The organism is Nocardia sp. NPDC050630 (genome assembly GCF_044457245.1).
Lineage (GTDB): Bacteria > Actinomycetota > Actinomycetes > Mycobacteriales > Mycobacteriaceae > Nocardia.
Window position 1 is genome coordinate 1,147,623 of the sequence record NZ_JBITGN010000001.1, and the last position, 25,463, is coordinate 1,173,085.

The 25,463-nt window shown below is 64.0% G+C and carries 21 protein-coding genes and 1 pseudogene; 18 read left to right on the forward strand and 4 right to left on the reverse strand.

Features of this window, described 5'->3' with window-relative positions; translation table 11 throughout:
• The first annotated feature begins 366 nt into the window (after positions 1–366).
• Together ACIBG0_RS04940 and ACIBG0_RS04945 are read left to right on the forward strand one after the other, a co-directional pair.
• Complete coding sequence (locus ACIBG0_RS04940; RefSeq protein ID WP_397029306.1) at positions 367–567, forward strand: hypothetical protein; 201 nt, start codon at positions 367–369, stop codon at positions 565–567.
• A gap of 377 nt (positions 568–944) precedes the next feature.
• A complete protein-coding gene (locus ACIBG0_RS04945; RefSeq protein ID WP_397030204.1) occupies positions 945–1,508 on the forward strand; it encodes an AAA family ATPase in 564 nt (187 codons plus the stop codon).
• A 158-nt stretch (positions 1,509–1,666) separates the two neighbouring features.
• Here the strand turns inward: ACIBG0_RS04945 and ACIBG0_RS04950 are convergent, their stop codons facing one another.
• The 3 genes and pseudogenes from ACIBG0_RS04950 to ACIBG0_RS04960 all read right to left on the reverse strand — a co-directional run.
• Positions 1,667–2,074, reverse strand: coding sequence for a hypothetical protein (locus ACIBG0_RS04950; RefSeq protein WP_397029308.1), 408 nt, complete (start codon positions 2,072–2,074; stop codon positions 1,667–1,669).
• 3 nt (positions 2,075–2,077) lie between these two features.
• Positions 2,078–2,731 (reverse strand): hypothetical protein, encoded by a 654-nt coding sequence (locus ACIBG0_RS04955; protein WP_397029309.1) that lies wholly within the window; start codon positions 2,729–2,731, stop codon positions 2,078–2,080.
• A 110-nt stretch (positions 2,732–2,841) separates the two neighbouring features.
• Positions 2,842–3,184, reverse strand: a pseudogene (locus ACIBG0_RS04960) (IS3 family transposase); the annotation flags it as partial.
• A gap of 564 nt (positions 3,185–3,748) precedes the next feature.
• On the opposite strand from ACIBG0_RS04960, the gene ACIBG0_RS04965 reads away from it, so the two are divergent.
• From ACIBG0_RS04965 to ACIBG0_RS05040, 16 genes are all read left to right on the forward strand, one after another.
• Positions 3,749–4,990 (forward strand): PucR family transcriptional regulator, encoded by a 1,242-nt coding sequence (locus ACIBG0_RS04965; RefSeq protein ID WP_397029311.1) that lies wholly within the window; start codon positions 3,749–3,751, stop codon positions 4,988–4,990.
• Between the two features lie 135 nt (positions 4,991–5,125).
• Positions 5,126–7,135, forward strand: a complete 2,010-nt coding sequence (locus ACIBG0_RS04970) for a fatty acid desaturase (RefSeq protein ID WP_397029313.1) — start codon at positions 5,126–5,128, stop codon at positions 7,133–7,135.
• Between the two features lie 344 nt (positions 7,136–7,479).
• A complete protein-coding gene (locus tag ACIBG0_RS04975; RefSeq protein ID WP_397029315.1) occupies positions 7,480–8,883 on the forward strand; it encodes an aldehyde dehydrogenase family protein in 1,404 nt (467 codons plus the stop codon).
• A 278-nt stretch (positions 8,884–9,161) separates the two neighbouring features.
• Positions 9,162–10,916: a GMC oxidoreductase gene (locus tag ACIBG0_RS04980; protein WP_397029317.1), complete on the forward strand. Its 1,755-nt coding sequence runs from the start codon at positions 9,162–9,164 to the stop codon at positions 10,914–10,916.
• Between the two features lie 112 nt (positions 10,917–11,028).
• Complete coding sequence (locus ACIBG0_RS04985; RefSeq protein ID WP_397029319.1) at positions 11,029–11,826, forward strand: MlaE family ABC transporter permease; 798 nt, start codon at positions 11,029–11,031, stop codon at positions 11,824–11,826.
• Positions 11,827–11,836: 10 nt separating this feature from the next.
• A complete protein-coding gene (locus tag ACIBG0_RS04990) occupies positions 11,837–12,724 on the forward strand; it encodes an MlaE family ABC transporter permease (protein WP_397029321.1) in 888 nt (295 codons plus the stop codon).
• Positions 12,721–13,887 carry an MCE family protein gene (locus ACIBG0_RS04995; RefSeq protein ID WP_397029323.1) on the forward strand — a complete coding sequence of 389 codons (1,167 nt, stop codon included), beginning with the start codon at positions 12,721–12,723 and terminating at the stop codon, positions 13,885–13,887. The genes ACIBG0_RS04990 and ACIBG0_RS04995 overlap by 4 nt, the downstream gene beginning before the upstream one ends.
• On the forward strand, positions 13,884–14,903 hold the full coding sequence (locus ACIBG0_RS05000; protein WP_364359505.1) for an MCE family protein: 1,020 nt from the start codon (positions 13,884–13,886) through the stop codon (positions 14,901–14,903). Before ACIBG0_RS04995 ends, ACIBG0_RS05000 begins: the two co-directional genes overlap by 4 nt.
• A gap of 7 nt (positions 14,904–14,910) precedes the next feature.
• Entirely contained in the window at positions 14,911–15,900 is a 990-nt protein-coding gene (locus tag ACIBG0_RS05005) for an MCE family protein (RefSeq protein ID WP_397029325.1), read from the forward strand.
• A complete protein-coding gene (locus ACIBG0_RS05010) occupies positions 15,900–17,087 on the forward strand; it encodes an MCE family protein (protein ID WP_397029327.1) in 1,188 nt (395 codons plus the stop codon). Before ACIBG0_RS05005 ends, ACIBG0_RS05010 begins: the two co-directional genes overlap by 1 nt.
• The gene (locus ACIBG0_RS05015) at positions 17,087–18,214 is read left to right on the forward strand and encodes an MCE family protein (protein WP_397029329.1); all 1,128 of its coding nucleotides are present in this window, start codon (positions 17,087–17,089) and stop codon (positions 18,212–18,214) included. The genes ACIBG0_RS05010 and ACIBG0_RS05015 overlap by 1 nt, the downstream gene beginning before the upstream one ends.
• Positions 18,211–19,662 (forward strand): MCE family protein, encoded by a 1,452-nt coding sequence (locus ACIBG0_RS05020; protein WP_397029331.1) that lies wholly within the window; start codon positions 18,211–18,213, stop codon positions 19,660–19,662. The genes ACIBG0_RS05015 and ACIBG0_RS05020 overlap by 4 nt, the downstream gene beginning before the upstream one ends.
• Positions 19,638–20,201, forward strand: coding sequence for a hypothetical protein (locus tag ACIBG0_RS05025; protein WP_397029333.1), 564 nt, complete (start codon positions 19,638–19,640; stop codon positions 20,199–20,201). The genes ACIBG0_RS05020 and ACIBG0_RS05025 overlap by 25 nt, the downstream gene beginning before the upstream one ends.
• Positions 20,198–20,830, forward strand: coding sequence for a hypothetical protein (locus tag ACIBG0_RS05030; RefSeq protein WP_397029335.1), 633 nt, complete (start codon positions 20,198–20,200; stop codon positions 20,828–20,830). Before ACIBG0_RS05025 ends, ACIBG0_RS05030 begins: the two co-directional genes overlap by 4 nt.
• Before the next feature lie 19 nt (positions 20,831–20,849).
• On the forward strand, positions 20,850–22,334 hold the full coding sequence (locus tag ACIBG0_RS05035; protein ID WP_364359532.1) for a long-chain fatty acid--CoA ligase: 1,485 nt from the start codon (positions 20,850–20,852) through the stop codon (positions 22,332–22,334).
• A 107-nt stretch (positions 22,335–22,441) separates the two neighbouring features.
• On the forward strand, positions 22,442–23,668 hold the full coding sequence (locus ACIBG0_RS05040) for a PucR family transcriptional regulator (protein ID WP_397029337.1): 1,227 nt from the start codon (positions 22,442–22,444) through the stop codon (positions 23,666–23,668).
• 80 nt (positions 23,669–23,748) lie between these two features.
• On the opposite strand, the gene ACIBG0_RS05045 is transcribed toward ACIBG0_RS05040, so the two are convergent.
• Positions 23,749–25,155, reverse strand: coding sequence for a wax ester/triacylglycerol synthase family O-acyltransferase (locus ACIBG0_RS05045; protein ID WP_397029339.1), 1,407 nt, complete (start codon positions 25,153–25,155; stop codon positions 23,749–23,751).
• Positions 25,156–25,463: the final 308 nt, after the last annotated feature.

The window sequence follows — 25,463 nt, forward strand, 5'->3', positions numbered from 1 at the left end:
GCTGGCGACTTCGAGACAGTGGACCACGGCTTGGTCACTGGCAGACCGAATGGTGCGCCAAGCCGCCATCGCGGCCTCGATTGCCATCGGTCGCGGCTATTGCCTTGCGACAGTGAGCATCTCAGTGCCCTGAATGGGGTTGCTGGCGGCGTGCTGGCGCGGGGGTCGACTTCAAGTCGGCGAACTTTCCGACCCGCACCCCGCGCCCACGATCGCTTCACATGGCGCCGAGCGCCCTTGCGGATAGAGCATTCTCACATCAAAATGTTCCCAACAATGGCAAGAATGGTCGAGCTTCCCATCAGACAGCGAGGTGGTGCCCCGCTTCGTCAGTGTCTTGATCTCTATACCGAGTTGAATCCGATCTTGCGGAGCCTCGACGCGCAACGGCTCATCGTTGCCGGGCCGCAGACCAATGTGTGCGTCGAGGCCACCGTGCGGGCGGGCCTGGAGACCGCATTCACAACCCCGAACTACGGCCGCGATACCGCCCCTTGGATCGACCCTGCGACCGCCTCCCGCGACGACGATTCCAGCGCCGATCTACCCGCGGGCGCGCGTTCATAGGCGACGCCCCTGGGTGAACACACCACCCTGTTGTCGCTTGTGTGCGAGACGCCAAACCAGCGAAATTGGTACGGGAACTCTCATCCCGCCCGTGGGGACCATCGAGCGCGTGGGTTGCGCTCGAGCAGTCGCACTCAGGTGGCGGAGTGCGGGCTGTGCGGGTTTCACTGGCTGCGAAGGTGGCCGGCGGCGAACAGCCGCATGGAACGAAGATCGAGGCGTGCATACCCGCAATCGGAACCCGATCGGCGCGCACGATATCGGCGGGCTGTGATGAACTGGTGTCTGTGCCAGCCGAATCCGAGTCTCGCCCGAGCACATCACTGCTGACAACCACACCACCGCCACTGGTCCTGCCGCAAGTTATCCGGACGGCCATGCAGCAGTGCGCCGCCGGGCTGGACGGTCGCGGAGCTGTGGCTGTGTGCGGCTTTCCAGCTTCTGGAAAGTCCACGGCCGCTGCCTATTTGGCCTCGCTCGTGGGTGCGACCGTCTTGGACAAGGACACCCTGGCACCGGGACTCGAGCAAGCCGTGATGCGGGAACTGACCGGGGATCCGCACGACCGTGACAGCGAAACCTACCGACGATTGATCGCCCCGCACATCTACGACGCCCTGCTTCGCATCGCCCTGACTGTCGCAGCCGAACACCCCGTCGTGCTCGACGCACCGTTTCTCGAAGTCATCCGCCAAGCAGCCCATGCCGGTGTGCCGCTCTCGGTACAGATGCTGGCGCGCTCCGGTATCACCTGCCCGCCACCGCTTTCCACGGTGTGGCTCGACAGCCCGGCAGAACAGATCCGATCCCGGATGATCGCCCGCGGCGCTGAACGCGACAACCCGAAACTTGCCGACTGGCCTGCCTACCAGGCCGACGTACTCAACAGTGGAGTGCGCGAACTCGCGCACTCCACTGTCGACATCGTCATCGACTCCTGATCCTCGTATCGCTCCTGCGCGTTCTGACAACCGACGAGGACAGTGACGTTTCTTGAACGTTCACCGATGATTCGAACCTCGGCGGCGTGGTGACCTGGGAGGGGAGTTGGGTAACGGATCCGCGCAGGCATGCCCGCTGCCGAGCAGCGGCCGGCGGGTCAGTGTTCGAAGTAGTCTTCAGTACTGACGTGCGGATTCGGTTGTGATTGAAGGGGACCTCGAACAGACCGATCGCGCTCAGGCTCTGTCCTGGTTTTGCACAATGTGGCGAGTAGTACCAGGGTTGTCACGATCACGATGTGTGCGGTAAGCATCACCAACATGGGGAGGGCGAAGCCCTCGTTGGTGAGAATGCCATGGTCGCCTACACAGTAGAGGGTGTAGTTGGTGGATGTGCCTTCGGAGTCGTGGAAGGTGTCGGAGACGACCATGGGTTCGGTGGTCGGGGCTGAACAGAACAGGGGCGCGGTGAGTTTCGCTTCGCCAGGCCAGATGGCGACGGGCACGACGGTGCTGAAGGCACCGACGAGGACCCCGGTCGAGAGGGCTGTGACTACACGGGACATCGGCTATACCTGCTGGGCTCGGAGGAAGACGCCGGTGCGGTCGAATTCGGCGACCACCTCCGAGCGGGCGGAGACCACGTTGGCGACGATGCGGATGTCGCGGCCAAAGCGGCTCACCACGATGGCGGTGACCTGGCCGTCGGGGATTTCGCTGCGCGTGCGGGCGGTTTCGACTATGTCTTCGATCCGCGATAAGCCGGGCACCTCGCTTATCGTAAAGTTTTCGCCGTCCAGGTCATCGAAGGAGGAAACCCGCACGGGGCGTGGGGCACTCAGGTCGCCGAGGGTGAAGGAGTAGTCGTCCATCACGCGGGACGGACCGGGTGGCCGGACGCGCAGACGAACAGTGGGTTCGCGGGCGGTGAAATCGCTTCCGGCGAGGAAGTTGGTCACCTGGGCGGGCTGGTTGTTCAGGACGAGCCGGAACTGGGTGGAGTTCGGTGCCGTGAGGAGGATAACGTTCATATCCGGGTCGCTGGCGTCGATGCGCTCGGCCAGTGCGGCGATCGCGGCCTGCGGCAGGGCACTCACCAATCCGCCGCCGCGTGTTCGAATCCGGTCCTCGAAATCCGCGCGGTCCACCGCGCCGATACATCCGCTGGTACTGCCGAGCACTGCCAGGCACAGCAGGACACGGAACCAGTTGCCACGGTGCATATCCCGAATGCTATGCGTTGCAAACCGATTTCGCAGGAGTCGCTCCTCGAACGAATGTGCTCGTCGGTGTGCTGTCCTGCTGATACGTCCCGCGTTTGGCACCCACCGGTTTATCTGTCACCGGCCGGTTGCTCGGCGCGGTGTGCATAGTAGTCGGCTTCGTACTCGACCGGTGGTGTGCGGGCGAGCCGGTCCACGAGCCGACTGGTGTTGAACCAATGGGCCCAGTCCGCGGTAAGGGTCTCGGTGTCGACGAGACGGTTGAGCGGGCCCCGCCGGAATGGTGAATCGTCGCGGATCGCTTCGGTCTTGTAGAGCCCAATTGTGGTCTCTACCAGCGCACTACCGAATGCGTCGCCGACTGAGCCGATCGATGGAATCATCCCCGACAGCATGAGTGATTCACCGAACCGCACCGATGTGTATAGCTCACCCGGCGTCCGAATGATGGATTGTGCTGCCCGTCGCCGACTTCACCTATGTTCGGTCGGCGACTGGGATGTTCGTCTACACCGCGTTCGTGACCGATGCCTACGCCGGGAGAATTCTCGGCCGGGAATGCTCAACGTCCAAGCACACCAGCTTCGCCGAATCCGCAGTCCGGCAATCGGCGGCTATCCGATCCCGTGAGGGGCATCCGTTTGGCAAACCGGTGCAACAGAGTGTCCTACGTATCCGAGGTCATGCCGGTGCGGAGGTGGTCGGTGAACGAGATGGGTGAGTCGCCAGTACAGGGTTTGGCTACCGAGACGAACCTGAATACCGGAGAGCTCGTGACCGGATGGCCGGCGATTGTTGATCGATCGGAACTTGGTGGGTGGTCATGGACCCGCTCATGCGGCTGCCGAGATGGATGTGTCGCGGCAGTGCGCATATCCGATTGGTGGCACGGTTTCTGGATGAGGGGTCCGGCCGGACCAGCAGACAGGTCCTCGCGCCCCGCCACGGAACAACTCTGTTGCTGCGTCGATCGTGAACGGTCGGCCGTTGCGGTTCGGTCGAGGTTAGTGTGCAGATATGGAGGCGCTGGAGCCGGCTCACGGTGTGGAGGCTGGAAGGGGTATTGCTGCGTCTTTGCTGGCGAATGTGTCCAGCCTGGCCGAGGACATGCAGAGGTACATAGTCGAGCGGATACCGGAGGTCGCTGGGGATGCTGAGCTTCGCGGCCTGACCTTGGGATCGTGCTCGTCGAATCTCGAAGCGGTACTTTCGATGGTTCGCCATGGGATCGATGTAGCGGCGGCGGAGGCGCCGGTAACGGCGCTCGAACACGCGCGAGCAATGGCATCACGGGGGCACAGCGTGGATGTCATGCTGCGGTTCTATCGGTTGGGACATGAGTACTTCACCGAGAAGCTTTCCGAATCGCTCACTGAACGGCTCGACGACCCCGCCGTCGCGTTGCGGACGTTTGTCGATCTCGAGCGGTACGGGTTTCGATACATCGACCGCATCTCCAGTCTTGTGGCTGACGAGTACGTCGCTGAGCTCGACCGACGCCAGAACCAGGCAAGGGCCGAGCGCGCCGATGTCGTGCGGGCCTTGCTCGCTGGGGAACGTGTCGACATCGCTCGGGCCGAACGTGTGCTCGGCCACCGGCTCACCGGTCGGCAGATCGCCTTCGTGTGCTGGGTCGACGACCGTGGCGTCGACCTCGAGGGATTCGCTCGGCAGGTTGGAAGGTTCCTTGGGGCGGGTCACTCGCTCGTCATGGCGGACGGTCCACTCGCGGTGTGGGGATGGGCATCGATCACGGGGGAGGTGCGGACTTCGCTCACGGGCATGGCGACGGAGTTTCCAGGCGAAAGTAAAAACGTTCACATCGCGGTGGGCTCGCCCTATCCGGGGGCTGCCGGCTTCCGTACCTCCCACCTGGAGGCTCTACGCACTCGCCGGGTCATCGAACTGTCCGGTCGCGTGGCGCCATCGATTACTCAGTTCAGCGATGTCGCGTTGGTGGATGCCATCTCGCGCGACCTGGATGCGGCGCGAGCCTTCGTCGCCGCTCAGCTCGGCGCTCTCGCACGGGACGACGCGAAAGAGCGCGGCGAGCGCGCCGCACTCCTGGCTGTGCTCGACGCGCAAGGGAGTCTGGTGATCGCAGCACGCACCTTGGGAATCCACCGGAACACGGTCCTGCAGAGAGTGCGTCGTGCCGAAGAGCGCAGGGGCCGGCCCGCAACTGTCAAGATCGCCGAACTGCACGCCGCCCTCCTCGTCTGTGACGTGCTGGGGGCCTCGGTTTTGCGCGAGTCATAGCCGTACTGACGGAAGCCCGAGTGCGTCGGGATGTGCTCGCAGCACACCGGGGAGGGCTGAGATGGCCTTGTTGACCAATACCAGCCGTTTGTACGTTGTGAGGCACCTCATCCCGAAGCGCGAAGGAGGAGTCCGATGTCGACCACGACTCGACACCCCCAACCCCCAGTAGCCGCCTCGCAGCACGCCTTGCCTGATCCGGGCGAGCAAGTTCCTCCGCTGTCCTGGCCGATAGTCGGCATCTTCACCTGTGCGCTTGCGCTCTTCGGCGCCTCGACCTGGGCTGCGCTCACCGACGCTTTGCCTGCGATCGCCACCATCGCCGCGAGCTCCGTGGCAATCTTCGTCCTGTTCACCGTGTTGCACGACGCCTCGCATTACTCGATCAGTTCCCATCGCTGGGTCAACGTCGCCTTCGGTCGCGTGGCAATGTTCTTCGTCTCGCCGCTGATCTCATTCAAGTCGTTCGCGTTCATCCATATCGAGCACCACCGCAACACCAATGACGGTGAGTTCGATCCCGATCACTTCGTCAGCGCGGCACCCTGGTGGCAGCTGCCGATCCGTTTCCCGGCAATGGACCTGCCGTATATCGGTTTCTTGGTGCGTAACCTGCGCCGGCGCCCACGCGCCGAGGTCCTGGAAACGGCGGCGTTGATGACCTTTTCGGTGACGGTGATCGTGGCGGCCGCTTTCGCCGGACAGCTGTGGACGCTCGCGGTGATCTGCCTGATTCCCGGGCGGGTGGCGATGTTCGTGCTCGCGTGGTGGTTCGACTGGCTACCCCACCACGACCTGGAAGACACGCAGCGCGAGAACCGCTATCGAGCGACCCGCAACCGCGTCGGCTCGGAGTGGATCCTGACTCCCCTGCTCTTGTCGCAGAACTACCACCTGGTCCACCACTTGCATCCCTCCATTCCCTTCTACCGCTACGTCGCGGTCTGGCGACGCAATGAGGCCGCCTACCTAGAGCGCGACTCGGCAATAGGTACCGTCTTCGGGCAGCAGCTCGACGCCACGCAGTACCGCGAGTGGAAACGCCTCAACGGCAAACTAGCCGCACTGCTCCCGGTCCGAATGCCGCGTTCCTCCGCGGCACGCCATGCCAGCGCCCACCCGATCCCCGTCACAAGCGTCGAGCCCCTGACTCCGGACAGCGTCAAAGTCACTTTCGACGTTCCCGATCACCTCAGCGACCAGTTCCAATTCCAGGCGGGCCAACACCTGACCGTTCGACACCGCATCGGTGGGCGGGAGGTGCGGCGAAACTACTCGATCTGCACCTCGGCCACATCGGGAGAACTGGCGATCGGAGTACGGCACATCGCGGGCGGGATGTTCTCGACCTTCGCGGTCGAAACGCTGCGAGCCGGTGACGTCCTGGAGTTGATGACGCCCACGGGTAGCTTCGGCGCACCCCTTGATCCACTCGCTCGGCGCGACTATGTCGCGGTGGCGGCAGGGAGCGGCATCACGCCCATCCTGTCCATCATGCGCACCACGATGGAGATCGAGACCGAGAGTCGCTTCATCCTCTTCTACGGCAACAGAACCGCAGAGTCGACCATGTTCGCCTCCGAACTCGATGAGCTCGAATCTCGATATGCAGACCGGTTACGCATATTCCACATCCGCTCAGGCGAGGCGCACCACCCCGCCGCTGTTCGTGGCCGTATCGACCTGGCGAGGGTGCAACAGTTGCTCGCCACCGATGTCACTTCGATCGACCGGTGGTACCTGTGCGGCCCGAGCGATCTCGTCACGACAATGCGCGAGGACCTCGCATCTGAAGGAGTGCCGACCGAGCGGATACACCTCGAACTGTTCCGCGGCACGAACCGATCCACCCACGTCGATGCCTTCCGCGAGTCCGAAGTGACCATCACTCTGTCCGGCGCGCATCACACCGTGGAACTCGCCGCGGGCGAGACCGTCCTCGAATCCGCGCTGAAAAGCAACATCGATGCGCCGTACGCCTGTCTTGGCGGCGCCTGTGGCACGTGCAAAGCCAGAATCACAACAGGAGCGGTATCGATGGAGCAAAATTTCGCGCTTACCCCAGCCGAGATCGACGCCGGCTTCGTACTGACCTGTCAATCTCATCCCACCACCCCGACGGTCGCAGTCGACTACGACAGCTGAGCCAACACATGCGCGAACTCCGCCATAAGACCGCACTCGTCACCATCGCCTCGATGGGCATCGGCAATCGCCAGGGCGCTAGCGGCCTTGCTCGCTCGCCAAAGGTCTCGGTGGCCCACCCGCCCGCGAACGCCCCAACCCGTGATCACCGGGCTCGGGATCATCATCGGTCCCCTTCGTCTCGGTAGCCAAAACCATCTACTGGAGACCTCATCCATTCCCGGTCACCGAAAACCCTGCACCACAAACACTTTCGCGCCAGCGCCGCGGGCGCGGAACTACTTCTCGAACACGGCCTGATTCCGTCGCCGAAGGCGTGACGGAACTTCTCAGAGGTAACGAAGATGTCCATACCGACTACCGCACCAGCGGTCTCCAATTTGCCCGACATCCCCCATGCGATGGCACGGGTTCGCCGCGAGTTCGCCTCGGGCCGGACCCGAGACCGCACTTGGCGTGCGGAGCAGTTGCGGAACGTGATCCGGCTGCTTGATGAGCAGGAGGATCAGATCGTAGCCGCGCTGGCGAGTGATCTTGGACGCAGCCGGGCCGAAGCCTGGATGGGCGATATATCGTCCACCAGGGGTGAGACCGTGTTCGCCCTCAAACACCTGCGCCGGTGGATGCGCCGGCGGCGGCAGCCCCTGCCGCTGGTGCAGTATCCCGGTTCGGCCTGGGTGCAGTACGAGCCGCTCGGCGTCGTCCTGGTCATCGGCCCGTGGAATTACCCGGTGTACCTGACTCTTTCGCCGCTGGTGGCCGCGCTGGCCGCGGGCAACTGCGCGATACTCAAGCCGTCCGAGTTGGCGCCGGCCACGTCGGCCCTGCTGGCTCGGCTGGTTCCGGAATACCTGGACTCCGATGCGGTCGTCGTGGTCGAGGGCGACGCCCAGGTCACCCAGGAGCTGCTGGCGCAGGGTTTCGACCACGTACTGTTCACCGGCGGCGACCAAATCGGAAGGAAGATCATGGCCGCGGCCGCGGCGACGCTGACTCCGGTGACCTTGGAGCTCGGCGGAAAAAGCCCGGTAATCGTGACCGCCGACGCCGACATCGCTATCGCGGCCCGCCGGATCGCCTGGGTCAAGTGTGTGAACTCGGGACAGACCTGCATCGCGCCGGACTACGTGCTGGCCGATCACCGTATCCGGGATCGGCTGGTGGACGAGATCGTAGCGGCGATCGAGCAATTCGAGGGGGAGGAGGGCGCAGACGGCCGCCGGATCGTCAACGAGCGCCAATTCGCGCGACTGGCGACCTATCTCGCGCAGACGCGCGGCACGATCGCGCTGGGCGGACGGGTCACCGAGGCGTCGTTGTCGATCGAGCCGACCGTGATCGTCGACCCGGATCCCGGCGATGCGGTCATGCAGGAGGAGATCTTCGGACCTATTCTGCCGGTGTTGTCGTACGAAAGCCTCGACGATGCGATCTCGTTCGTGAATTCCCGGCCGAAACCGCTTGCCGGGTACTACTTCACGAAATCGGCGGCGGTGGGCGAGCGCCTGGTGGAGGAGATCCCGTCCGGCGGTGCGGTGATCAACCATGTCGCCATGCACTGCCTGGTGCCGCAGCTTCCGTTCGGAGGTGTCGGCGCCAGTGGCATGGGCGCCTACCACGGCCGCTGGGGGTTCGAAGCGCTCAGTCACCGGAAAGCGGTGTTGCGCAAGACCTTCCACCCGGATCTGCAGCTGATCTACCCCCCGTACAGCGAACGGGCGCTGAAGATCCTACGAAAGATCTTCTAGCTACTTGGCCCTGAAAATTCGCCCTGGGAAGGGATCTCTGAGATTCCGAGACTCCCGCCGATGACCGGAACCGAACCGACAATCCTCGTGCCACTGTTCGGGCTGATCCTGTCCCCGCTCCTGATACCCACAGCGGTAGAAATCGCTGGGCGTGTGCGGGACAGGCTACAAGTGAAAGATCCGTGACCGCGTGCCGTCGCGAGACCATCGGTTCGAATCCCTCCGACTTCCGGATGACCTCGCCTCGCCTGAACGCGATCCTGAAAGGTAAAGCGCCCATGACTTTCGATTACGACGTTATAGTCGTCGGCTCGGGCTTCGGTGGCAGCGTGAGTGCGCTGCGCCTGACCGAGAAGGGTTACCGCGTCGGTGTTTTCGAGGCCGGCCGCCGGTTCGCCGACGACGAGTTCCCGCAAACCTCGTGGCGTATCCGGCGCTACCTATGGGCGCCGGCGCTGGGCTGCTACGGAATTCAGCGGATGACGCTACTCAAGGACACTTTTGTGCTGGCCGGAGCCGGGGTGGGCGGCGGCTCACTGGTATACGCAAACACCCTGTACGAGCCGCCGGATACCTTCTTCGCCGACGGCCAGTGGGCGCATATTACCGACTGGAAGGCCGAGCTGGCCGCGCATTACGACCAGGCGAAGCGCATGCTGGGTGTCACTGTCAATCCGGCGATCACGCCTGCGGACCGCGTCATCGCGGCGGTCGCGGAGGACATGGGAATCGCAGACACTTACCAGCGCACACCGGTGGGTGTGTTCTTCGGCGGGCCCGGGCGCCGGCCGGGCGAGGATGTACCCGACCCGTTCTTCGGCGGCGCCGGGCCGGACCGGCGCGCCTGCACCCACTGCGGCGAATGTATGACCGGCTGCCGGCACAACGCCAAGAACACACTGGTGAAGAACTACCTCTATCTGGCCGAGCAGGCCGGCGCCACCGTGCATCCGCTGACGACAGTGACCGATGTCCGTCCACTGCCGGGCGGTGGTTACCAGGTCACCACGGTCCGCACCGGCCGGTGGATGCGCAAGCGGCGGCATCGATTCACCGCCGAGCAGGTCGTGTTCGCCGCCGCTGCGCTGGGCACGCAGCAGCTGCTGCACCGGCTGCGCGACCGGGGCTCGCTCCCCGACCTGTCCGCCCGGCTCGGGTATCTGACCCGGACCAATTCCGAGGAGCTGCTGGCGGTTCGCAGCCGAGACAAGTCCTGCGACTTCTCCAAGGGCATCGCGATCACCTCCTCCGTCCACCCGGATCCGGACACGCACGTGGAACCGTTGCGATACGGCAAGGGCAGCAACGTCATATCACTGCTGACCACCGTGATGGTCAGCGGCGACGGCCCGCGCGGACTGGGCTGGCTGCGTGAACTCGGCCGGAGCCGCCGGGATCTGATCCGGATCCACAATCCGCGTCGCTGGTCGGAACAGACGATCGGCCTGCTGGTGATGCAGTCGGCGGACAACTCGCTCACCTCCTACACCCGGCGCGGCCTGTTCGGCCGACGCATGACCACCAAACAGGGTGAGGGACAACCGAATCCGGCCTGGATCCCGGCCGGCCACGAGGTCGCGCGGCGGCTGGCCGAGAAGATCGACGGTGTTCCCGCGGCGGCTACCAGCAGCAGCGTCTTCAACATTCCGATGACCGGGCACTTCATCGGCGGCTGCGCTATCGGCGACAGCGCAGAGACCGGCGTTGTCGACCCCTACCACCGGCTGTTCGGCTATCCCGGCCTGCACGTCGTCGACGGATCGACCATCTCGGCGAATCTGGGCGTGAACCCCTCGCTCACCATTACCGCACTGGCTGAACGTGCGATGTCGTTATGGCCCAACCGCGGTCACGCCGATCCGCGCCCCGCACCGGGTGCGGCGTACCAGCGGGTCGCGCCGGTCGCGCCCGCGCACCCGGTAGTGCCGCCGGCCGCGCCGGCCGCCCTCCGGCTGCCCATCGTCGGCATCACCAACGCAGACACCGATCGTCGGGCCGACTGGCCGGATGCAGCGTTCGGTGCCGTTCGGTGAGTTGTCCGGTGCGGCGACCCCGGCCGGTGCGGTTCGCGGCGGCGGATAGCGACTTCAGCACGGTGTGATCGCGGGCCGGTAAATCGGTTTCAGATTTCTGAAAGGTTCAACGATGGTGGATTCCGGCGAGATCTACTCGCCTGCTCGCTGGGACAGAACACGGTCCGCCGCGGAGGTCGCCCCACGTGCGGTGGGAGAGTTTTTCGGCACCACGCTGGATACCCTGCGGACGCTGCCCCGGCGGCCCTTCCAATTTCGGGAGTTCGTTCATCAGGCGTGGTTCATCGCCAGTGTATCGATTATGCCGACCTTGCTGATCGCGATCCCGTTCTGCGTCATGGTGATCTTCCAGATCAATGTGCTGCTCAACGAGATCGGAGCCATCGACCTGTCCGGGGCTGGCGCCGGAATCGCGGTGATTCGCGAGATCGGTCCGGTAGCAACAGTTTTGGTGGTGGCCGGTGCAGGCGCGACGGCGATCTGTGCGGACCTGGGCGCACGGACCATCCGCGAGGAGATCGACGCGATGCGGGTGCTGGGCATCGACCCGATACATCGGCTCGTCGTGCCCAGGGTGCTCGCCTCCACGGTCGTCGCGCTGTTCTTGAACGGACTGGTCACCGCGGTCGGCCTGGCCGGTGGCTACCTCTACGCGGTGTATCTCCAGGGCGCGACGCCAGGCCAGTTCGTTACCGCGATTCCGCTGTTGACCGGGATACCGGATCTGCTGGTCAGCGAGCTCAAAGCCGGGATATTCGGGCTGCTGGCCGCACTGGTCGCGTGTCATCTGGGTCTACATGCGAAAGGCGGCCCGAAAGGGGTCGGGGACGCCGTCAATCAGACCGTCGTTTTCAGCTTCGTCTTGTTATTCCTGGCCAACTCCATCATCACCACCCTGTGGCTGCAATGAACGGACCGATATGACCATCACCAGCCAACAGCCGTCCGCAGCCGAGCTGCTACGACGGAAGTCGTGGGGGCGCAGGCTAACCGCCGCCGCTGCGCGCCCCGGCGACGCCGTCGGCGGCCTGGGCCACCAACTGTCGTTTCACTTGCACGGAATCGGTTGGATTCCACGCACACTGCGCCGCTATCGCGGTGAGGTGGTCCGCTTGATCGCCGAGGTCAGTCTGGGATCCGGTGCGCTCGCGGTGATCGGCGGCACCGTCGTTGTCATCGGATTCCTCACCGCCGCCGCCGGTTACGAGGTCGGCCAGCAGGGAGCAACCTCGCTCGGCCGCGTCGGGGTCGAAGCGATGTCCGGATTCATTTCCGCATTCTTCAATACGCGTGAGGCCATTCCAGTGGTGGCCGGTGTCGCGTTGACGGCCACCGTGGGCGCTGGGTTCACCGCGCAATTGGGTGCGATGCGAGTGAGCGAGGAGATCGACGCGCTCGAGGTGATGTCGATTCCCTCGGTTCCGTATCTGGTGACAACCCGCATCCTGGCCGGGCTGCTCGCGATTATCCCGCTCTATGGCATCGCGCTGTTCATGGGCTACGCCTCGACCCAGTTCGTGAGCATCGTGCTGTCCGGACAGTCACCGGGCACCTACGACCATTACTTCAACGTCTTCCTGGTGCCCACCGACGTGCTGTGGTCGCTGGCGAAAGTCATTGTGTTCTCGGTGGTCATCATGTCTGTGCACTGCTACCACGGCTACCATGCCGCAGGCGGTCCCGCAGGTGTCGGGGTGGCGGTGGGCCGGGCGGTGCGTACCTCGTTGATCGCGATCATGATCATCGACCTGATCATCGGAGTCGCCGTCTACGGCGGCGTCCACTCGACCGTTCGGGTGTCCGGATGACCCTGGAAGTCTCCCGGCGCCGCGCCCTGCTGCTCGGCATCAGCGCCATCGCCGCCTTCGTACTTGCCTGGACCGGCGCAATCGCCTCCTGCAGTGGCGAATTCGTCGCCAGCACTCGCGTCTACCTGCTCGCCGACCGGGCCGGGCTGCTGATGGGGCCCGGATCCGATGTGAAGGTGCGCGGCGTGGTCATCGGGCGGGTCAGCGCCGTCGAAGTCGACAACGATCGGGCGAAGCTGACCTTGGACCTGAATCCCGGCCAGGCGCGGCGGATTCCGGCGAACGTCGGCGCCGAGATCGCCCCGACCACCCTGTTCGGGCGCAAATTCGTCACCCTGGTCTGGCCGGATCAACCGGCGGCGACGACACTCGGTGCGGGCTCGACGATCGATGGGGCGAAGGTCAGCGTCGAAGTGAACGACGTGTTCGACACACTGCTCGCCCTACTGAAAACCGTTGAGCCGCAAAAGGTCAACGCGACACTGGCCGCGCTCGGCACCGCCCTGGACGGGCACGGCGCGCGGTTCGGCGACCTACTGGTGTCCACCGATCGCTACCTCGGGCAGTTCAACGAGGCGATACCGACATTGCGGCGCGACGTGCCACTGCTGGCCGACAATCTCGACACCTTGGCAGCGGTCACGCCGGATGTCATGGCCACGCTGAAGAATCTATCGACGACCAGCACCACCCTCGTCGAGAAGCAGGCGAGCCTGAGCGCCTTCCTGCTCTCGTTCACCCAATTCGGCAATACCGGAGCCGCATTCACGAGCGCTTCGTCCGCGCCGTTGATCGGTGCCGCCGACGCACTGGAACCGACCACCGGGGTGCTCGCGGAACAGTCTCCGTCGTTCACCTGCTTGCTGTCGGCTCTCGATCACGATCGCGGGTTCCTCGAGAACGCGCTCGGCGGTGGGCGGCCCGGTTTGAACATCCTGAGCAGCCTCTTGCTGGGTGACGCGCCCTACCGCTATGACAAGGATCTGCCCGTGAACGGTGCCAACGGCGCTCCCTCCTGTTATGGATACCCCTACACGAAGGAGAGCCCAGCTGCGGGCCATATCGACTTCGACACCGGCACAACGGTATACGGGCCGATTCGCGGTCCGGAGGATCTGCTGGGTAACCCGTTCGCCGCACTGATATATGGACTGACACGATGATCGCCCGCCACGCCGGACTCAAGCTGATTATCTTCCTGGTGATCACTACGGTCATCTCGGCCATGCTCGTCGTGGTCGTCGGCGAATTGCGTTTCGTGCCGACCCACACCTACCGTGCGCTGTTCACCTCGGCCTCGGGCATGAAATCCGGCGATGACGTCAAGCTCGCCGGAGTGCCGGTCGGCAAGGTGAAATCCGTCGAATTCGCTCACGATCGGCTCGTGCAGGTGGCCTTCACCGTCGACCGGGACATCGAAGTCCATATCAGTTCGCGTGCCGCGATCAGATACAAGAATCTGGTCGGCGATCGCTACCTGGAGTTGACCGTCGAACCCGACGGTTCAGGCGTGCGTTCCGAGCAGGATCCCATTCCCGTTACCCAGACTGCTCCGGCGCTCGACATCGACAGTCTCGTCAATGGTTTCAAGCCGCTCCTACAGGGATTGGACCCGGACCAGGCCAACAGGCTGTCGGGATCGTTGATCGCGGTGCTCAACGGCCAGGAGCAGAATATCGCCGCGTTCGTGGAGCAGATCGGCTCACTGGGCAATACGCTGGCCGATCGCGACCAGGTCATCGGATCGACGATCGACAACCTCGGCGCGGCGCTTGCGGTAATCGATCAGCGCGGCAAGCAATTCGACACACTGGTCGTCGACTTGCAACAGGTCGTCAGCGGTCTCAACGCGGATCGGGACACCATAACCGCAGGTCTGACCGGCATCGACTCGGGCACCGCCGAAATCGCCGGACTACTGCGCGACGACCGCCCCGCCATCGCCGGTGACGTCGCACAGCTGCAACAGCTGGCGGGCAACCTCGATGCCAATTCCGACTCGCTGTCGCTGTTGCTCGCGAAGCTGCCCATCACCTATCGCCTGGCGGGGCGGGCCAGCAGTTACGGCAGTTTCGTCAATTTCTTTCTCTGTGGTCTCACGATCCGGTACCCGGCGATCGGTGGCTCCGGCTACCAGGACTCGCCGACGTTCACCGTCCCAGCCGAAAGGTGCAAGTGACGCCGCAATGAAACCCTTCTCTGAACGTAACCCCGTACGAATGGGCTTGGTGGGCACTGGCATTGCCGTTGCCCTGCTCGTCGGCGCGTTCAATTACCAGCGCATCCCCGGGCTGCCGGGACATCAGACGATGGTGGCCGAGTTCGCCGATGCCAGCGGCCTGAACGCCGGTGACGCCGTGCAGATTTCGGGCATCAAGGTAGGTACGGTCGACCGCATCACGCTGGGCGGCGACCACGTCGATATCGCCCTGCGCGTGGACACCAATGATCAGCGTCTGGGTACTCGCACGACCGCCGCGATCAAGGTCGAAACGGCGCTCGGCCGCCGCTATGTCGAGTTGCGGCCGGACGGCGACGGCACCATCGGTGATCGAATTCCGTTGGACCACACAACCTCCGGCTACGACCTCACCGAATCGCTGAATCAGCTCACGTCGAAGTTGGCCGACACCGACAAGACCCAGCTGGCCGATGCCGTGGACAGTGTCTCGAAGGTGCTCGCCGCGTTGCCCGCGAACCTGCGCCCCGCACTGGACGGGGTGTCGCGGCTATCGCAAACGATCGCGTCCCGCGACGGCGCATTGCGCGATCTCCTCGACCACACCGGCAGCGTGACCGGGATTCTCGCCCAACGCAATCAGAACCTCACGACTCTGGTCACCGATGGCGGTTCACTGTTCGCGGCACTCAACGACCGTGCCGCCACGATCCGCGCACTGCTGGTCGATGTTCGCGATGTCAGCACCGAACTGCATGGGCTGGCTCAGGACAACAAGCAGGCACTCGCGCCCATGCTGGCCAACCTCGATCGAGTCCTTGCGCTGCTGAACTCCAACTACGACAACATCAACTCCGCGATCTCCGGTTTGCGGCCGTACGTGACCCAAATGGGTGAGGTCGTCGGCAGCGGACCGTTCTTCGGTGTGCTCCTGCACAACATCACGCCCGCAAACCTCAATGGACAGCAGCCCGGCAGCCCGGGAGGAGGCCGATGATGACCACACTGCGCGCGGGCTGGTCCCGCATCCCCACGCCCGGACGGATTCTCGCCGCGCTGCTCGTCGCGGCGCTGATCAGTACCGGTGTCACCTTCGGGCTCACTCGGAACGCGACCGTCCGCGTCACCGCGTACTTCGGCAACTCGGCCGGTCTGTATACCGGAGACCGCGTCACGCTGCGCGGTGTGCCGATCGGCGCGGTCGACGACATCACGCCCGCGGGTGATCGCGTCCGTGTCACCCTGCATTTCGACTCGGCACACCCGGTGAGCGCCGACACCCACGCCGTGATCGTGGCCCCCACCCTGGTATCGGGCCGCTACATCCAGCTCATTCCGAAACGCGGTTCGGAGCCCGAACTTCAAGACGGCGCAGTGATTCCACTCGAACGCACCGCCGTCCCGGTACCGTTCGACGAGATCAAGAAGCAGATCACCGACCTGGCCACCCAGCTCGGACCGGAATCCGGCGACCCGATCGGCCCGCTGGCCCGATTCACCGACGCCACCGCGAGCGCGCTACGAGGCAATGGCGCAACGCTGAACGACACACTGGTCAACCTGTCCAAGGCGATGCAAACGCTCGCCGATGGCGGCCCCGACCTGTTCGCTACCGTGCGGAACCTGCAAACCGTGATCTCGGCGCTCGCCGCGAACGACGGACAGGTCCGTACTTTCATCGACCAGCTGGCCGGAGTGTCGAATCTGTTGAACGACAACCGGACTCAACTCAACGCGGCGCTGCACGCGGTTCAGGCGATGCTGCCCGAGATCCGTACCCTCGTCGCCGAGAATCGCGACGCACTGAAATCCGATGTCACCTCACTGACCCGGATCACCTCGCTGCTGATCGACCGTGAGGACGACCTCGCCCAGATCCTCCATGCCGCGCCGACCACCATCGACGACCTCTACAACATCTACGACCCGTCCTCGAAATCGGCCACCGCCAACGCCAATATCCCGGACTTCCCGGATCCGATGTCGCTGATCTGCGCGCTGCTCACCACAGTCGACGCCCCACCGGCCGAATGTTCGCGCGCCAGTGCGCAATTCGGTGATCTCTTCGGCGCCGCCGTACGCGCCGCCACGGGCGCGGGCTCATCACCCGTCCCCACCCCCGGCCCGTCCGCGCAGCCGGTCATCCCCGGACTGTCCGATCTCCTAGTCCCCGGAGCCCGCTGATGAAAGCTTCTGCACGACTGAGCGCCGGTGGAGTGCTGCTGATGGCGGCACTGCTGACCGCCGGCTGCCGTTTCGACGGCGCCAATTCGATCCCGTTGCCGGGCAATACGATTCATCACGGCTCATACACCATTCAAGTTCAGCTGCGCGATACCCAGAACCTGATCGCCAATTCCTTCGTCAAGGCCGACGACGGCACCGTCGGCACCATCACCGCGATCACCGTCCGTGACTACCACGCCGACATCACCCTCGAGATCGACAAGAGCGTTCGGCTACCCGCGAACACCACCGCCCGGCTGGCGCAGACCAGTGTGCTCGGCGCCCAATACCTCGAGCTGATCTCGCCGTCGCAGAGTAAGTCGGACCGGTTGCTGCGTGACGGCGACGTGATTCCGCTGGCGGCGACCTCGGAGTACCCGGCGACCGAGAACGTACTCGCGGCCCTGTCGCTGGTGCTCAATGGCAGTGGGCTGGAACAGATCCGGACCATCCTGGCCGAACTGAACCAGGCATTCGGCGGCCGGGAGGAGGCGATCAACCGATCCTTCGAACGGCTCGCGACCTTCGCCAACGGGCTGGACACTCAGCGCGACAATATCGTGCGCGCCATCGACAGCCTCGACGCGCTGGCGAAAGAGCTTGCCGCGCAGACGGACACACTCGGCACCGGCATCGAGCAGATCCAACCGGCGTTGGCCGTGCTCGACGAGCAGAAGGCACAGCTCACGACCATGCTCGACAGTACCGGGAAATTCGGCGCGCAAGCCGCGGCGGTGCTGCACGACAGCCGCGACAACCTCAGCGCCGACCTGCACAACTTGCAGCCCACACTGACCCAGCTCGCCGCGGCCGGTTCCGATCTCAGCGGGGCACTGCTGCTCGCCCTCAGCTTCCCGTTCCCGGTCACGGTGGCCGAGCGGGCCATCAAGGGCGACTACCTCAACCTGTTCCTCACCCTCGACCTCACCGTTGAAGGCATCCAGAACAAGGTCCTCGGCAGTATTCCGTTCAACCGCCTGGTCCCCATGTCCAATCGCGCCGTGAATCCGCTCATCGCACCGACCCTGCCGGCGTCTGCCGATGGGATGGCGCCGGCAGCCGACCCGAATGGGGGACCGCGATGAAGACCCGTCTCGTCAAGGGCCAGCTCATGGCTTTCACGCTGCTCGCCGTGGTGAGTCTGCTCTACGGCCTGGTCAACTACGTGGGCATCCAGCGGCTCACCGGACTCGGAACATACACGGTGACAGCGGATTTCGAGAACGGGAGCGGGGTGTACGAATCCGGTGCGGTCACCTATCGCGGGGTGGAGGTCGGCCGCGTCGCCGGAATAGATCTCGAGGGCGATCTCGTGCGTGTGCGCATGCAACTGCGCAACGACTACCGAATCCCGGCCTCGGCGGGAGCAGCCATCAAGAGCATGTCGGCGATCGGTGAACAGTATGTGGATCTGATTCCTTCCGACGACAAAGGCCCTTACCTCCGGGACGGCAGCGCCATCCCGCGGTCGAAGACCAGTGTGCCGATACCCACCGCGCGAGTGCTCGACCAAACACAGACGCTGCTGAAGAGCGTATCCACCGACTCGCTGCGAACCGCGATAGACGAAACCTTCCAGGCCGTCAACGGCACCGGCCCCGCCCTGGCGACACTGATCGACTCTTCCGCCGATCTGCTCGCCCTCGCGCAAGCCGATATCGATCCCACCCTCACCCTGCTGTCCGACGCCGAGCCGCTGCTGCGCACCGGAACCTCGGTCCGGACCGAAATCCATTCCGTGACTCGGGATTTGGCCGGGTTCACCGAGCAGTTGGCGCAGAGCGACGAGCAAGTGCGGGAGGTACTGGAGCAAGGCCCCGCCACCGCCGATACCATCTCCGGTACGCTCGCCGACCTCACGACGCCGCTCCCGGTGCTGCTGGCCGACCTGCAAACCTTGGGACAGGTGCTGCGGGTCAATATCGCGGGTGTTCGGCAGATACTCGTCGTATATCCGGCACTGGCAACCGCGTTGAACTCCAGCTTCGTCGGCGGTGGGTTCCAGACGAACGGCGACACCATGGGCGCGCAGATCCCACTGGACGTCAAACTGGGAAACACCGAGAACTCGCCACCGTGCACGGAGGGCTACCAGGGCACCGTCCGCCGCGACCCCTCGGATACAGGTCCCGCCGAGGTGTCCGCCAACAACTATTGCCGCATTTCCCCCGATAACCCGAAGGTGGTCCGCGGCGCCCGAAACCTTCCATGCGCCAGCGATCCCACGGTCCGTACCGCCGAGGTGGCGAATTGCCCAGGCGGACTGCCCTCGACCTGGCCGGGGATGCTCGCCCATCCCGGTGATCCCGCACCGGGCGCGGCTCCGCAACTCTCCGATCCCGGCAAAGCCGCGCCGGCCGTTCCCGCCCCGATGCCACCCCCTTCCAACCCGGCGGCGATCACCACCCCGTATGCGGAATACGACGGGACTTTCCGTGGACCGGACGGGATCACCTATGTCCTTGGGCAATCGGCCCAATCGGTCACCCAAGCAAAGGAGTACCAGGGATGGCAATCACTGCTGATCAAGTAGACGTGGCCGAGGTCGCGTCCGACTCCGGAGTGGGGGAACCGCGGTCACGTCCGGGTCCGTCATGGCGGGTATGGGCTATCGCCGTTCTCGCCGCGGCCGTGGTGGCGTTGGGCGGTGTCAGCATGCAGCTGTGGCTCGATGTCCGGCACAACCAACAGGACGACAGCCGCGACCATGCCGTACTCGACACTGCCCGCCGCATTGCCGTCCAGTTGATCACGCTCGATCATGCCTCGGCAGAAAAGAATCTCGGGGCGATCGCCGCCGATTCGACCGGATCGTTCCGTGACCAATGGGACAAGATCTCCGGCAATTTCGTCACGGTGCTGCGCAACGGCAACGTCGAATCCGCCGGGGAGGTCAAGGAAGCCGGGATCGTCGCGATCAATGACAGCCAGGCCACCGTGCTGACAGCGGTTACTTCCACGGTTAAGAACACCGAAGCCCCCGAGGGACAGCAGCGGGTCTACCGCATGAAGATGACTCTCGACCACACCGGCGGCCGATGGCTCGTCTCGAACGTGGAGTTCGTCGCATGACCGCCGGCGCCACCGACAACGCGGTCGATGTCGATGTAGAAGAACTCGACCTGGAAGAACTCGACAATGCCGAGTCCTCGGCACAGGTGGGCGGGTCGCGACAGCGCCTCCCACAACGCTGGTTCCGGCGCCTGTCGACGATGAACAAGCGGACGACGATCACCACCTTTGTCGTACTGGTGCTGCTGCTGGGCGCGGCGACCACCACGACGGTTGTCTTCGGACGCAGCGTTTCGCAGCACAAAGCGACAACGGCCGCCGCGCAGTCCGCTCAGGAATCGGCGCGATCGAAGATCTCCACCGTGCTGTCGTACAACTTCAATACGATCGACACCGAATTCCCTAGGGGCACAGACAATCTGACCGGCAAGTTCCGGAGTGATTTCGCCGAACTCAGTTCGAAGGTGATCATCCCCATCGCCCACCGAGATTCGATCATCACCACGGCGAAGGTTGTCGAATCGTCGATCGTCACCGCGGCCGCCGACAAAGTCACAGTGCTGCTATTTCTCAACCAAGAGACCTCGAGCACCAAATACCAAGGACCTCGCCTGGATGGCAGCCGAATTCGAGTCGGCATGACCAAGGTCGACGGCCAATGGCTGATCTCCGACATCACGCCCGTCTGATATCCGAAGAAGGAAATAGCTGATGAACCTTGCTGAAAATCTCGTGATCACCGCGCGCAACCACTCGGCTCAAATCGCGATTCGACTCGATGAAGTAACCATCTCGTACGCGCAACTGGAAGCGCTCAGTCAGCGGGTCTCCGGGATACTGGCCGAATACGATGTCGCGGTGGGGGATCGGGTCGCGATCATGCTCCCGAACGTCCCGCAGTTCGCCGCTCTCTACTACGGCATCCTGCGCGCCGGGGCAATCGTCGTGCCGATGAACCCATTGCTCAAAGAGCGTGAAGTCGCCTACTATCTGCGCGATTCCGGTGCCAAGATCATTTTTGTCTGGCAGGGCTTCGACGCCGAAGCCTCCGCAGGTGCCGAGCGGACCGGCGCTAGCGTGATCACGGTTGATCCGATCGCGTTTCTCGATCGGGTGATGGCAACCGAACCGCGCGACATCATGGTCGATCGCCAACCCGATGACACCGCGGTAATCCTGTACACCTCGGGCACCACCGGTCAGCCGAAGGGAGCGGAGCTGACTCACTCCAACCTCGCGGGCAATGTAGACGTGTGCGCCGAGACACTGATTCACGCGCGTTCCGAGGACGTGATTTTCGGTGGGCTACCGCTGTTCCACGTGTTCGGGCAGACATGTGGGTTGAACGTCGCTGTGCGGGTGGGCGCGACGCTGACACTGCTGCCGAGGTTCGACCCGGCCAAAGTTCTGGAAATTCTGGTCCGGGATGGGGTGACGATCTTCGGGGGAGTGCCGACGATGTACTCGGCGTTGCTGAACCAACCGGGCGCGGCCGACGTCGATCTCGGCGCGCTGCGCGTCTGTGTCAGCGGCGGATCCGCACTGCCGGTTGAGGTTTTGCACGCATTCGAGAAGCAGTTCGGGTGTGTTCTGCTCGAAGGATACGGGCTGTCGGAGACTTCGCCCGCCGCTTGTTTCGCTCACCCCGACAGGACCCGTGTCCCCGGTTCCATCGGAACTCCGGTCCGAGGTGTCGAGTTGAAGGTGGTCGACAACGATGGCCGCGCCGTAGCAGACGGTGCGATCGGTGAGATCGTGATCCGTGGCGACAACATCATGAAGGGTTATTGGAACAAGCCCGAGGAGACAGCCGAGACCATCATCGACGGCTGGTTCCACACCGGCGATCTCGGTCGAGTAGACGAGAACGGCAACTACTTCATCGTCGACCGCAAGAAGGACATGATCATTCGCGGCGGCTACAACGTGTATCCACGTGAAATCGAAGAGGTGCTCTACGAGCACCCCGATATCGCCGAGGCGGCGGTGCTCGGTGTGGCCCATGGCGAACTCGGCGAGGAAGTCGGTGCCGCCGTCGCCCTCAAACCCGGTGCCACTGTTACCGCTGAAGAATTGCGCGACTTCGTCAAGGAGCGCGTTGCCGCATACAAATACCCGCGCCAGGTCCACATCGTAGACACACTTCCGAAGGGGCCGACCGGGAAAATCCTCAAGCGCGAAATCACCCTCTGAAAGGAAAGATATGCCGCCGGCCGTCGTCATCGCCCACCAGTCGGCCGAGCGCTGATCAGTTGACGCAAAACGGATCGCTGGACCTAGAGGCACTGACCGCAACTTGCGTGGCAGCGGTCGGCGAGGAGCTCAGCCACGGCCGTGGAACCTTGGTTCGCAAGCTCTACCAACGGCTTTCGCGCGAGATCATGGAATTGCGCGGCGACGCGGGTCTCGACAAACTGTTGATCGCGAGCATCGAGGGCAACGTCGAAACCGTGCTGCCTTTTCTTCAGTACGGTGCCGACATCGGCGCGGCGGAGGCCCCGCCCGCAGCCACCGAGTACGCCCGTCGTCTTGCCCAGCACGGCATTCCGGTTCGGGCGCTCGTCCGTGCGTACCGGCTTGCCCAGGACACGGCTCTGCAGCATGCCTTGGCAATCGTCGAGACCAAGGTCAGTGACCCGCAACTGGTTGCCGCCGTCGCCCGCCGGCTCGCCACGGCGAACTTCGCCTACATCGACAGCGTGACCGAACAGGTTCTCGAAGCCTATGAAGAGGAACGCGATCGGTGGCTGCAGGACCGCAACGCGACGCGCGAGGCGCTCATCCACCAATTGCTCGACTCCGAGCCCGATGACCTCGCCGGCGTCGAAACCACACTCCGCTACCGCTTGTCACACCGCAGACACCTATCCCTGATCGTCTGGTCCCCACTCGCCGAGCAGGCAGGCACGTATGTCGCCAACCTCGCCCGATTCACCAACGACCTCGCCGACGAGCTCGGCTGCGCCCAGCGCCCTTTGTTCTTGCCGCGTGATCAAGGAACCGGCTGGGCCTGGCTACCTCTCGCACATACCCCGACCCGTGGGAATCTGATGGAAGCGGTGCAAAAGCTCGCGGCGGGAATCTCAGTCGCGGCGGGAGAAGCAGGCATTGGTATCTCCGCATTCCGCCGGAGCCATCAGCAGGCGCGTCAGGCATACAAGGTCATGCTCGCCGCGGCGGACGACGCGCCCATGGTGGCAACCTTCTCCGAGATCGGTGCCATCGCTCCGCTCTGCGACGATCTCCCAGCCACAAAGGCGTGGGTAGCAGAGACGCTGGGCCGGCTCGCGCTCGATGACCCACCGCACGCCCGTCTTCGGGAAACGTTGCGCATATTCCTCCTGAGCGGAAGCAGCTATACCGCCACGGCGCAGCAACTCGCCCTCCATCGCAATTCGGTGCTCTACCGGGTTCGCCGAGCCGAGGAGGAAATCTGCCGCCGTATCGAATTACACCGGCTGGATATCGAAATCGCACTGCGGGCCTGCCACTGGCTCGGCAGATCCGTCCTGACCGAGCTTCCTTGACAGCCGAGAGATTGCAATAGGCCCTCCGAGTAGCGGGACGCTGCCCGATCTGTGGCCGGGCAGCGTCCCGTCTCAACGGACTACTTCGCTTCCTGGAGTTCGGGCACGACGAGTCCGAGCATGGCCTCAATTTCATCCAACGCCTCGCCCGTGTAGACCGCGAGTCTTTGCATGTGCGGCAGCCGGTCTCGGCAGCCGACGAACCCTACGTTGAACCGCCCGGCGCTGGAGAGCACGGTGATGTTGAGTGCCTGTCCGTGCGCCAGGAGCGAAATCGGATAGGTCTCCCGCACCTGTGCGCCGCACAGATACAACGGCGCGAGCGGACCTGGGACATTGGATATCACCAGATTGAAGGGTGGCCGGGAGCGGCCCGCAGTTCCGATGATGTTCTGCAGGATGAAGGGACCGTTCGTCAACAATCCGTAGTAATCGCCGACCACCTGGGGCAGATCGTAGAACTTCTGCTTGGCGAGCGTGGTCGACCGGCAGACCAGTTTGATCCGGTCGATCGGGTCGGCAATATCGGTGAACAGTTTCGCAATGATCAGGGCGACCGCGTTTCCGCGATCGTCCCCCGCGCGACGAACCGAGATCGGCGTTCCGGCCACCAGGCTCTGCTGCGGCAGCTCATGGAATTCTGTGAGATAACGACGCAGAGCGCCAGCACAGATTCCGATGAACACATCGTTGACCGTTACCCCAAGGGCTATCGCCACCCGCTTGACCCGCTCGAGCGGGTAGGACTGGGTGGCAAATCGTCGTTCTCGGCAGATGCGTCCGTTGAGGACCTCCATTGTCGGTACGCGAAACGGCACCGCGACGGCCGGATCGCTGGGGCGGACCGCATCCTCGAGGATCCTGCCGACCGCGACTCCGAGTCCACCGGCCAGATGAAACCACCCCCGAACGCGCGACCTCAGCCCTGTCGTCGCTCGGATCCGCTCAGTCGTCTCCGGTTCGGTCTGCCACACCGCGTGCAGCCGACTACTTTCCGGGTCGACGTCGAACATCCTGGCAATGCGTCGAGTTCCGTTGACGCCGTCCGTCAGTGCGTGGTGGACCTTGACGTAGAGAGCGAACTGGTCTTCGGACAGGCCTTCGATGAGGTGGCATTCCCAGAGTGGTCTGCTGCGGTCCAGTGGCAGGGAATGCAATCGGGATACAAGCACACCCAGTTCGCGTTGGCCACCGGGACTTGGCAGCGCCGAATGCCGGAAGTGGTAGTCGAGGTCGACTTCGTCGTCGGGTAGAACGTCCCATGTGGGCAAAATCTTTCGCAGCGGTGAACGCGCGAGTCGGTAATTGAAGGGTGCCGTGAAGGTTGTGGCCTCCCGGAGTTGGGCAACCAAGTCGCGGATGAATTCAGGGCCCGCGTTCTCCGGTCGGGACAACGTGACCAGTATGCCTACGTGGGCGGAGACCTCGCGTGAGTCCAGGGTCAGGAAGGCCGCGTCCAGGACGCCGAGTGGCTTGCGTTTGGGCATCGCGCTCACCGATTCCGTTCGTGGACAGAGTCGGCCGTGCCGGATTCGGCAGCGTGCCGGGGCTGAGTTGAAGTCAAGTCGGTCACTCCGTGTGTCTTTCGGTACCGGCGGCATGACAGCCGCCGGGACAGGGGAGATCGAGTTTCTCGGCGTGTGCCGGAAACGTCCGTGGCTGCGCCTTCAGCGCCGGTGCAGAAAGTGTCGAGTGGCTGGATCAGACCTGCGGCCGTGCAGAGAGTCTCGCCGAGGCGATGGACACTGACCGGGGTGTCGTTGCAATCATCAGACGACAGATGTCCGTGCGGGTC

What these genes read in the sequence shown, in the direction of transcription:
- ACIBG0_RS04985 (WP_397029319.1), top strand. Translation starts at nt 11,029, where the DNA reads ATGGTGGATTCCGGCGAGATCTACTCGCCTGCTCGCTGGGACAGAACA.
- ACIBG0_RS04990 (WP_397029321.1), top strand. Translation starts at nt 11,837, where the DNA reads ATGACCATCACCAGCCAACAGCCGTCCGCAGCCGAGCTGCTACGACGG.
- ACIBG0_RS05045 (WP_397029339.1), bottom strand. Translation starts at nt 25,155, where the DNA reads ATGCCCAAACGCAAGCCACTCGGCGTCCTGGACGCGGCCTTCCTGACC.
- ACIBG0_RS05015 (WP_397029329.1), top strand. Translation starts at nt 17,087, where the DNA reads ATGAAAGCTTCTGCACGACTGAGCGCCGGTGGAGTGCTGCTGATGGCG.
- ACIBG0_RS05000 (WP_364359505.1), top strand. Translation starts at nt 13,884, where the DNA reads ATGATCGCCCGCCACGCCGGACTCAAGCTGATTATCTTCCTGGTGATC.
- ACIBG0_RS05010 (WP_397029327.1), top strand. Translation starts at nt 15,900, where the DNA reads ATGACCACACTGCGCGCGGGCTGGTCCCGCATCCCCACGCCCGGACGG.
- ACIBG0_RS05030 (WP_397029335.1), top strand. Translation starts at nt 20,198, where the DNA reads ATGACCGCCGGCGCCACCGACAACGCGGTCGATGTCGATGTAGAAGAA.
- ACIBG0_RS04995 (WP_397029323.1), top strand. Translation starts at nt 12,721, where the DNA reads ATGACCCTGGAAGTCTCCCGGCGCCGCGCCCTGCTGCTCGGCATCAGC.
- ACIBG0_RS04965 (WP_397029311.1), top strand. Translation starts at nt 3,749, where the DNA reads ATGGAGGCGCTGGAGCCGGCTCACGGTGTGGAGGCTGGAAGGGGTATT.
- ACIBG0_RS04950 (WP_397029308.1), bottom strand. Translation starts at nt 2,074, where the DNA reads ATGTCCCGTGTAGTCACAGCCCTCTCGACCGGGGTCCTCGTCGGTGCC.
- ACIBG0_RS05005 (WP_397029325.1), top strand. Translation starts at nt 14,911, where the DNA reads ATGAAACCCTTCTCTGAACGTAACCCCGTACGAATGGGCTTGGTGGGC.
- ACIBG0_RS04980 (WP_397029317.1), top strand. Translation starts at nt 9,162, where the DNA reads ATGACTTTCGATTACGACGTTATAGTCGTCGGCTCGGGCTTCGGTGGC.
- ACIBG0_RS05020 (WP_397029331.1), top strand. Translation starts at nt 18,211, where the DNA reads ATGAAGACCCGTCTCGTCAAGGGCCAGCTCATGGCTTTCACGCTGCTC.
- ACIBG0_RS04945 (WP_397030204.1), top strand. Translation starts at nt 945, where the DNA reads ATGCAGCAGTGCGCCGCCGGGCTGGACGGTCGCGGAGCTGTGGCTGTG.
- ACIBG0_RS04975 (WP_397029315.1), top strand. Translation starts at nt 7,480, where the DNA reads ATGTCCATACCGACTACCGCACCAGCGGTCTCCAATTTGCCCGACATC.
- ACIBG0_RS04970 (WP_397029313.1), top strand. Translation starts at nt 5,126, where the DNA reads ATGTCGACCACGACTCGACACCCCCAACCCCCAGTAGCCGCCTCGCAG.
- ACIBG0_RS05025 (WP_397029333.1), top strand. Translation starts at nt 19,638, where the DNA reads ATGGCAATCACTGCTGATCAAGTAGACGTGGCCGAGGTCGCGTCCGAC.
- ACIBG0_RS04955 (WP_397029309.1), bottom strand. Translation starts at nt 2,731, where the DNA reads ATGCACCGTGGCAACTGGTTCCGTGTCCTGCTGTGCCTGGCAGTGCTC.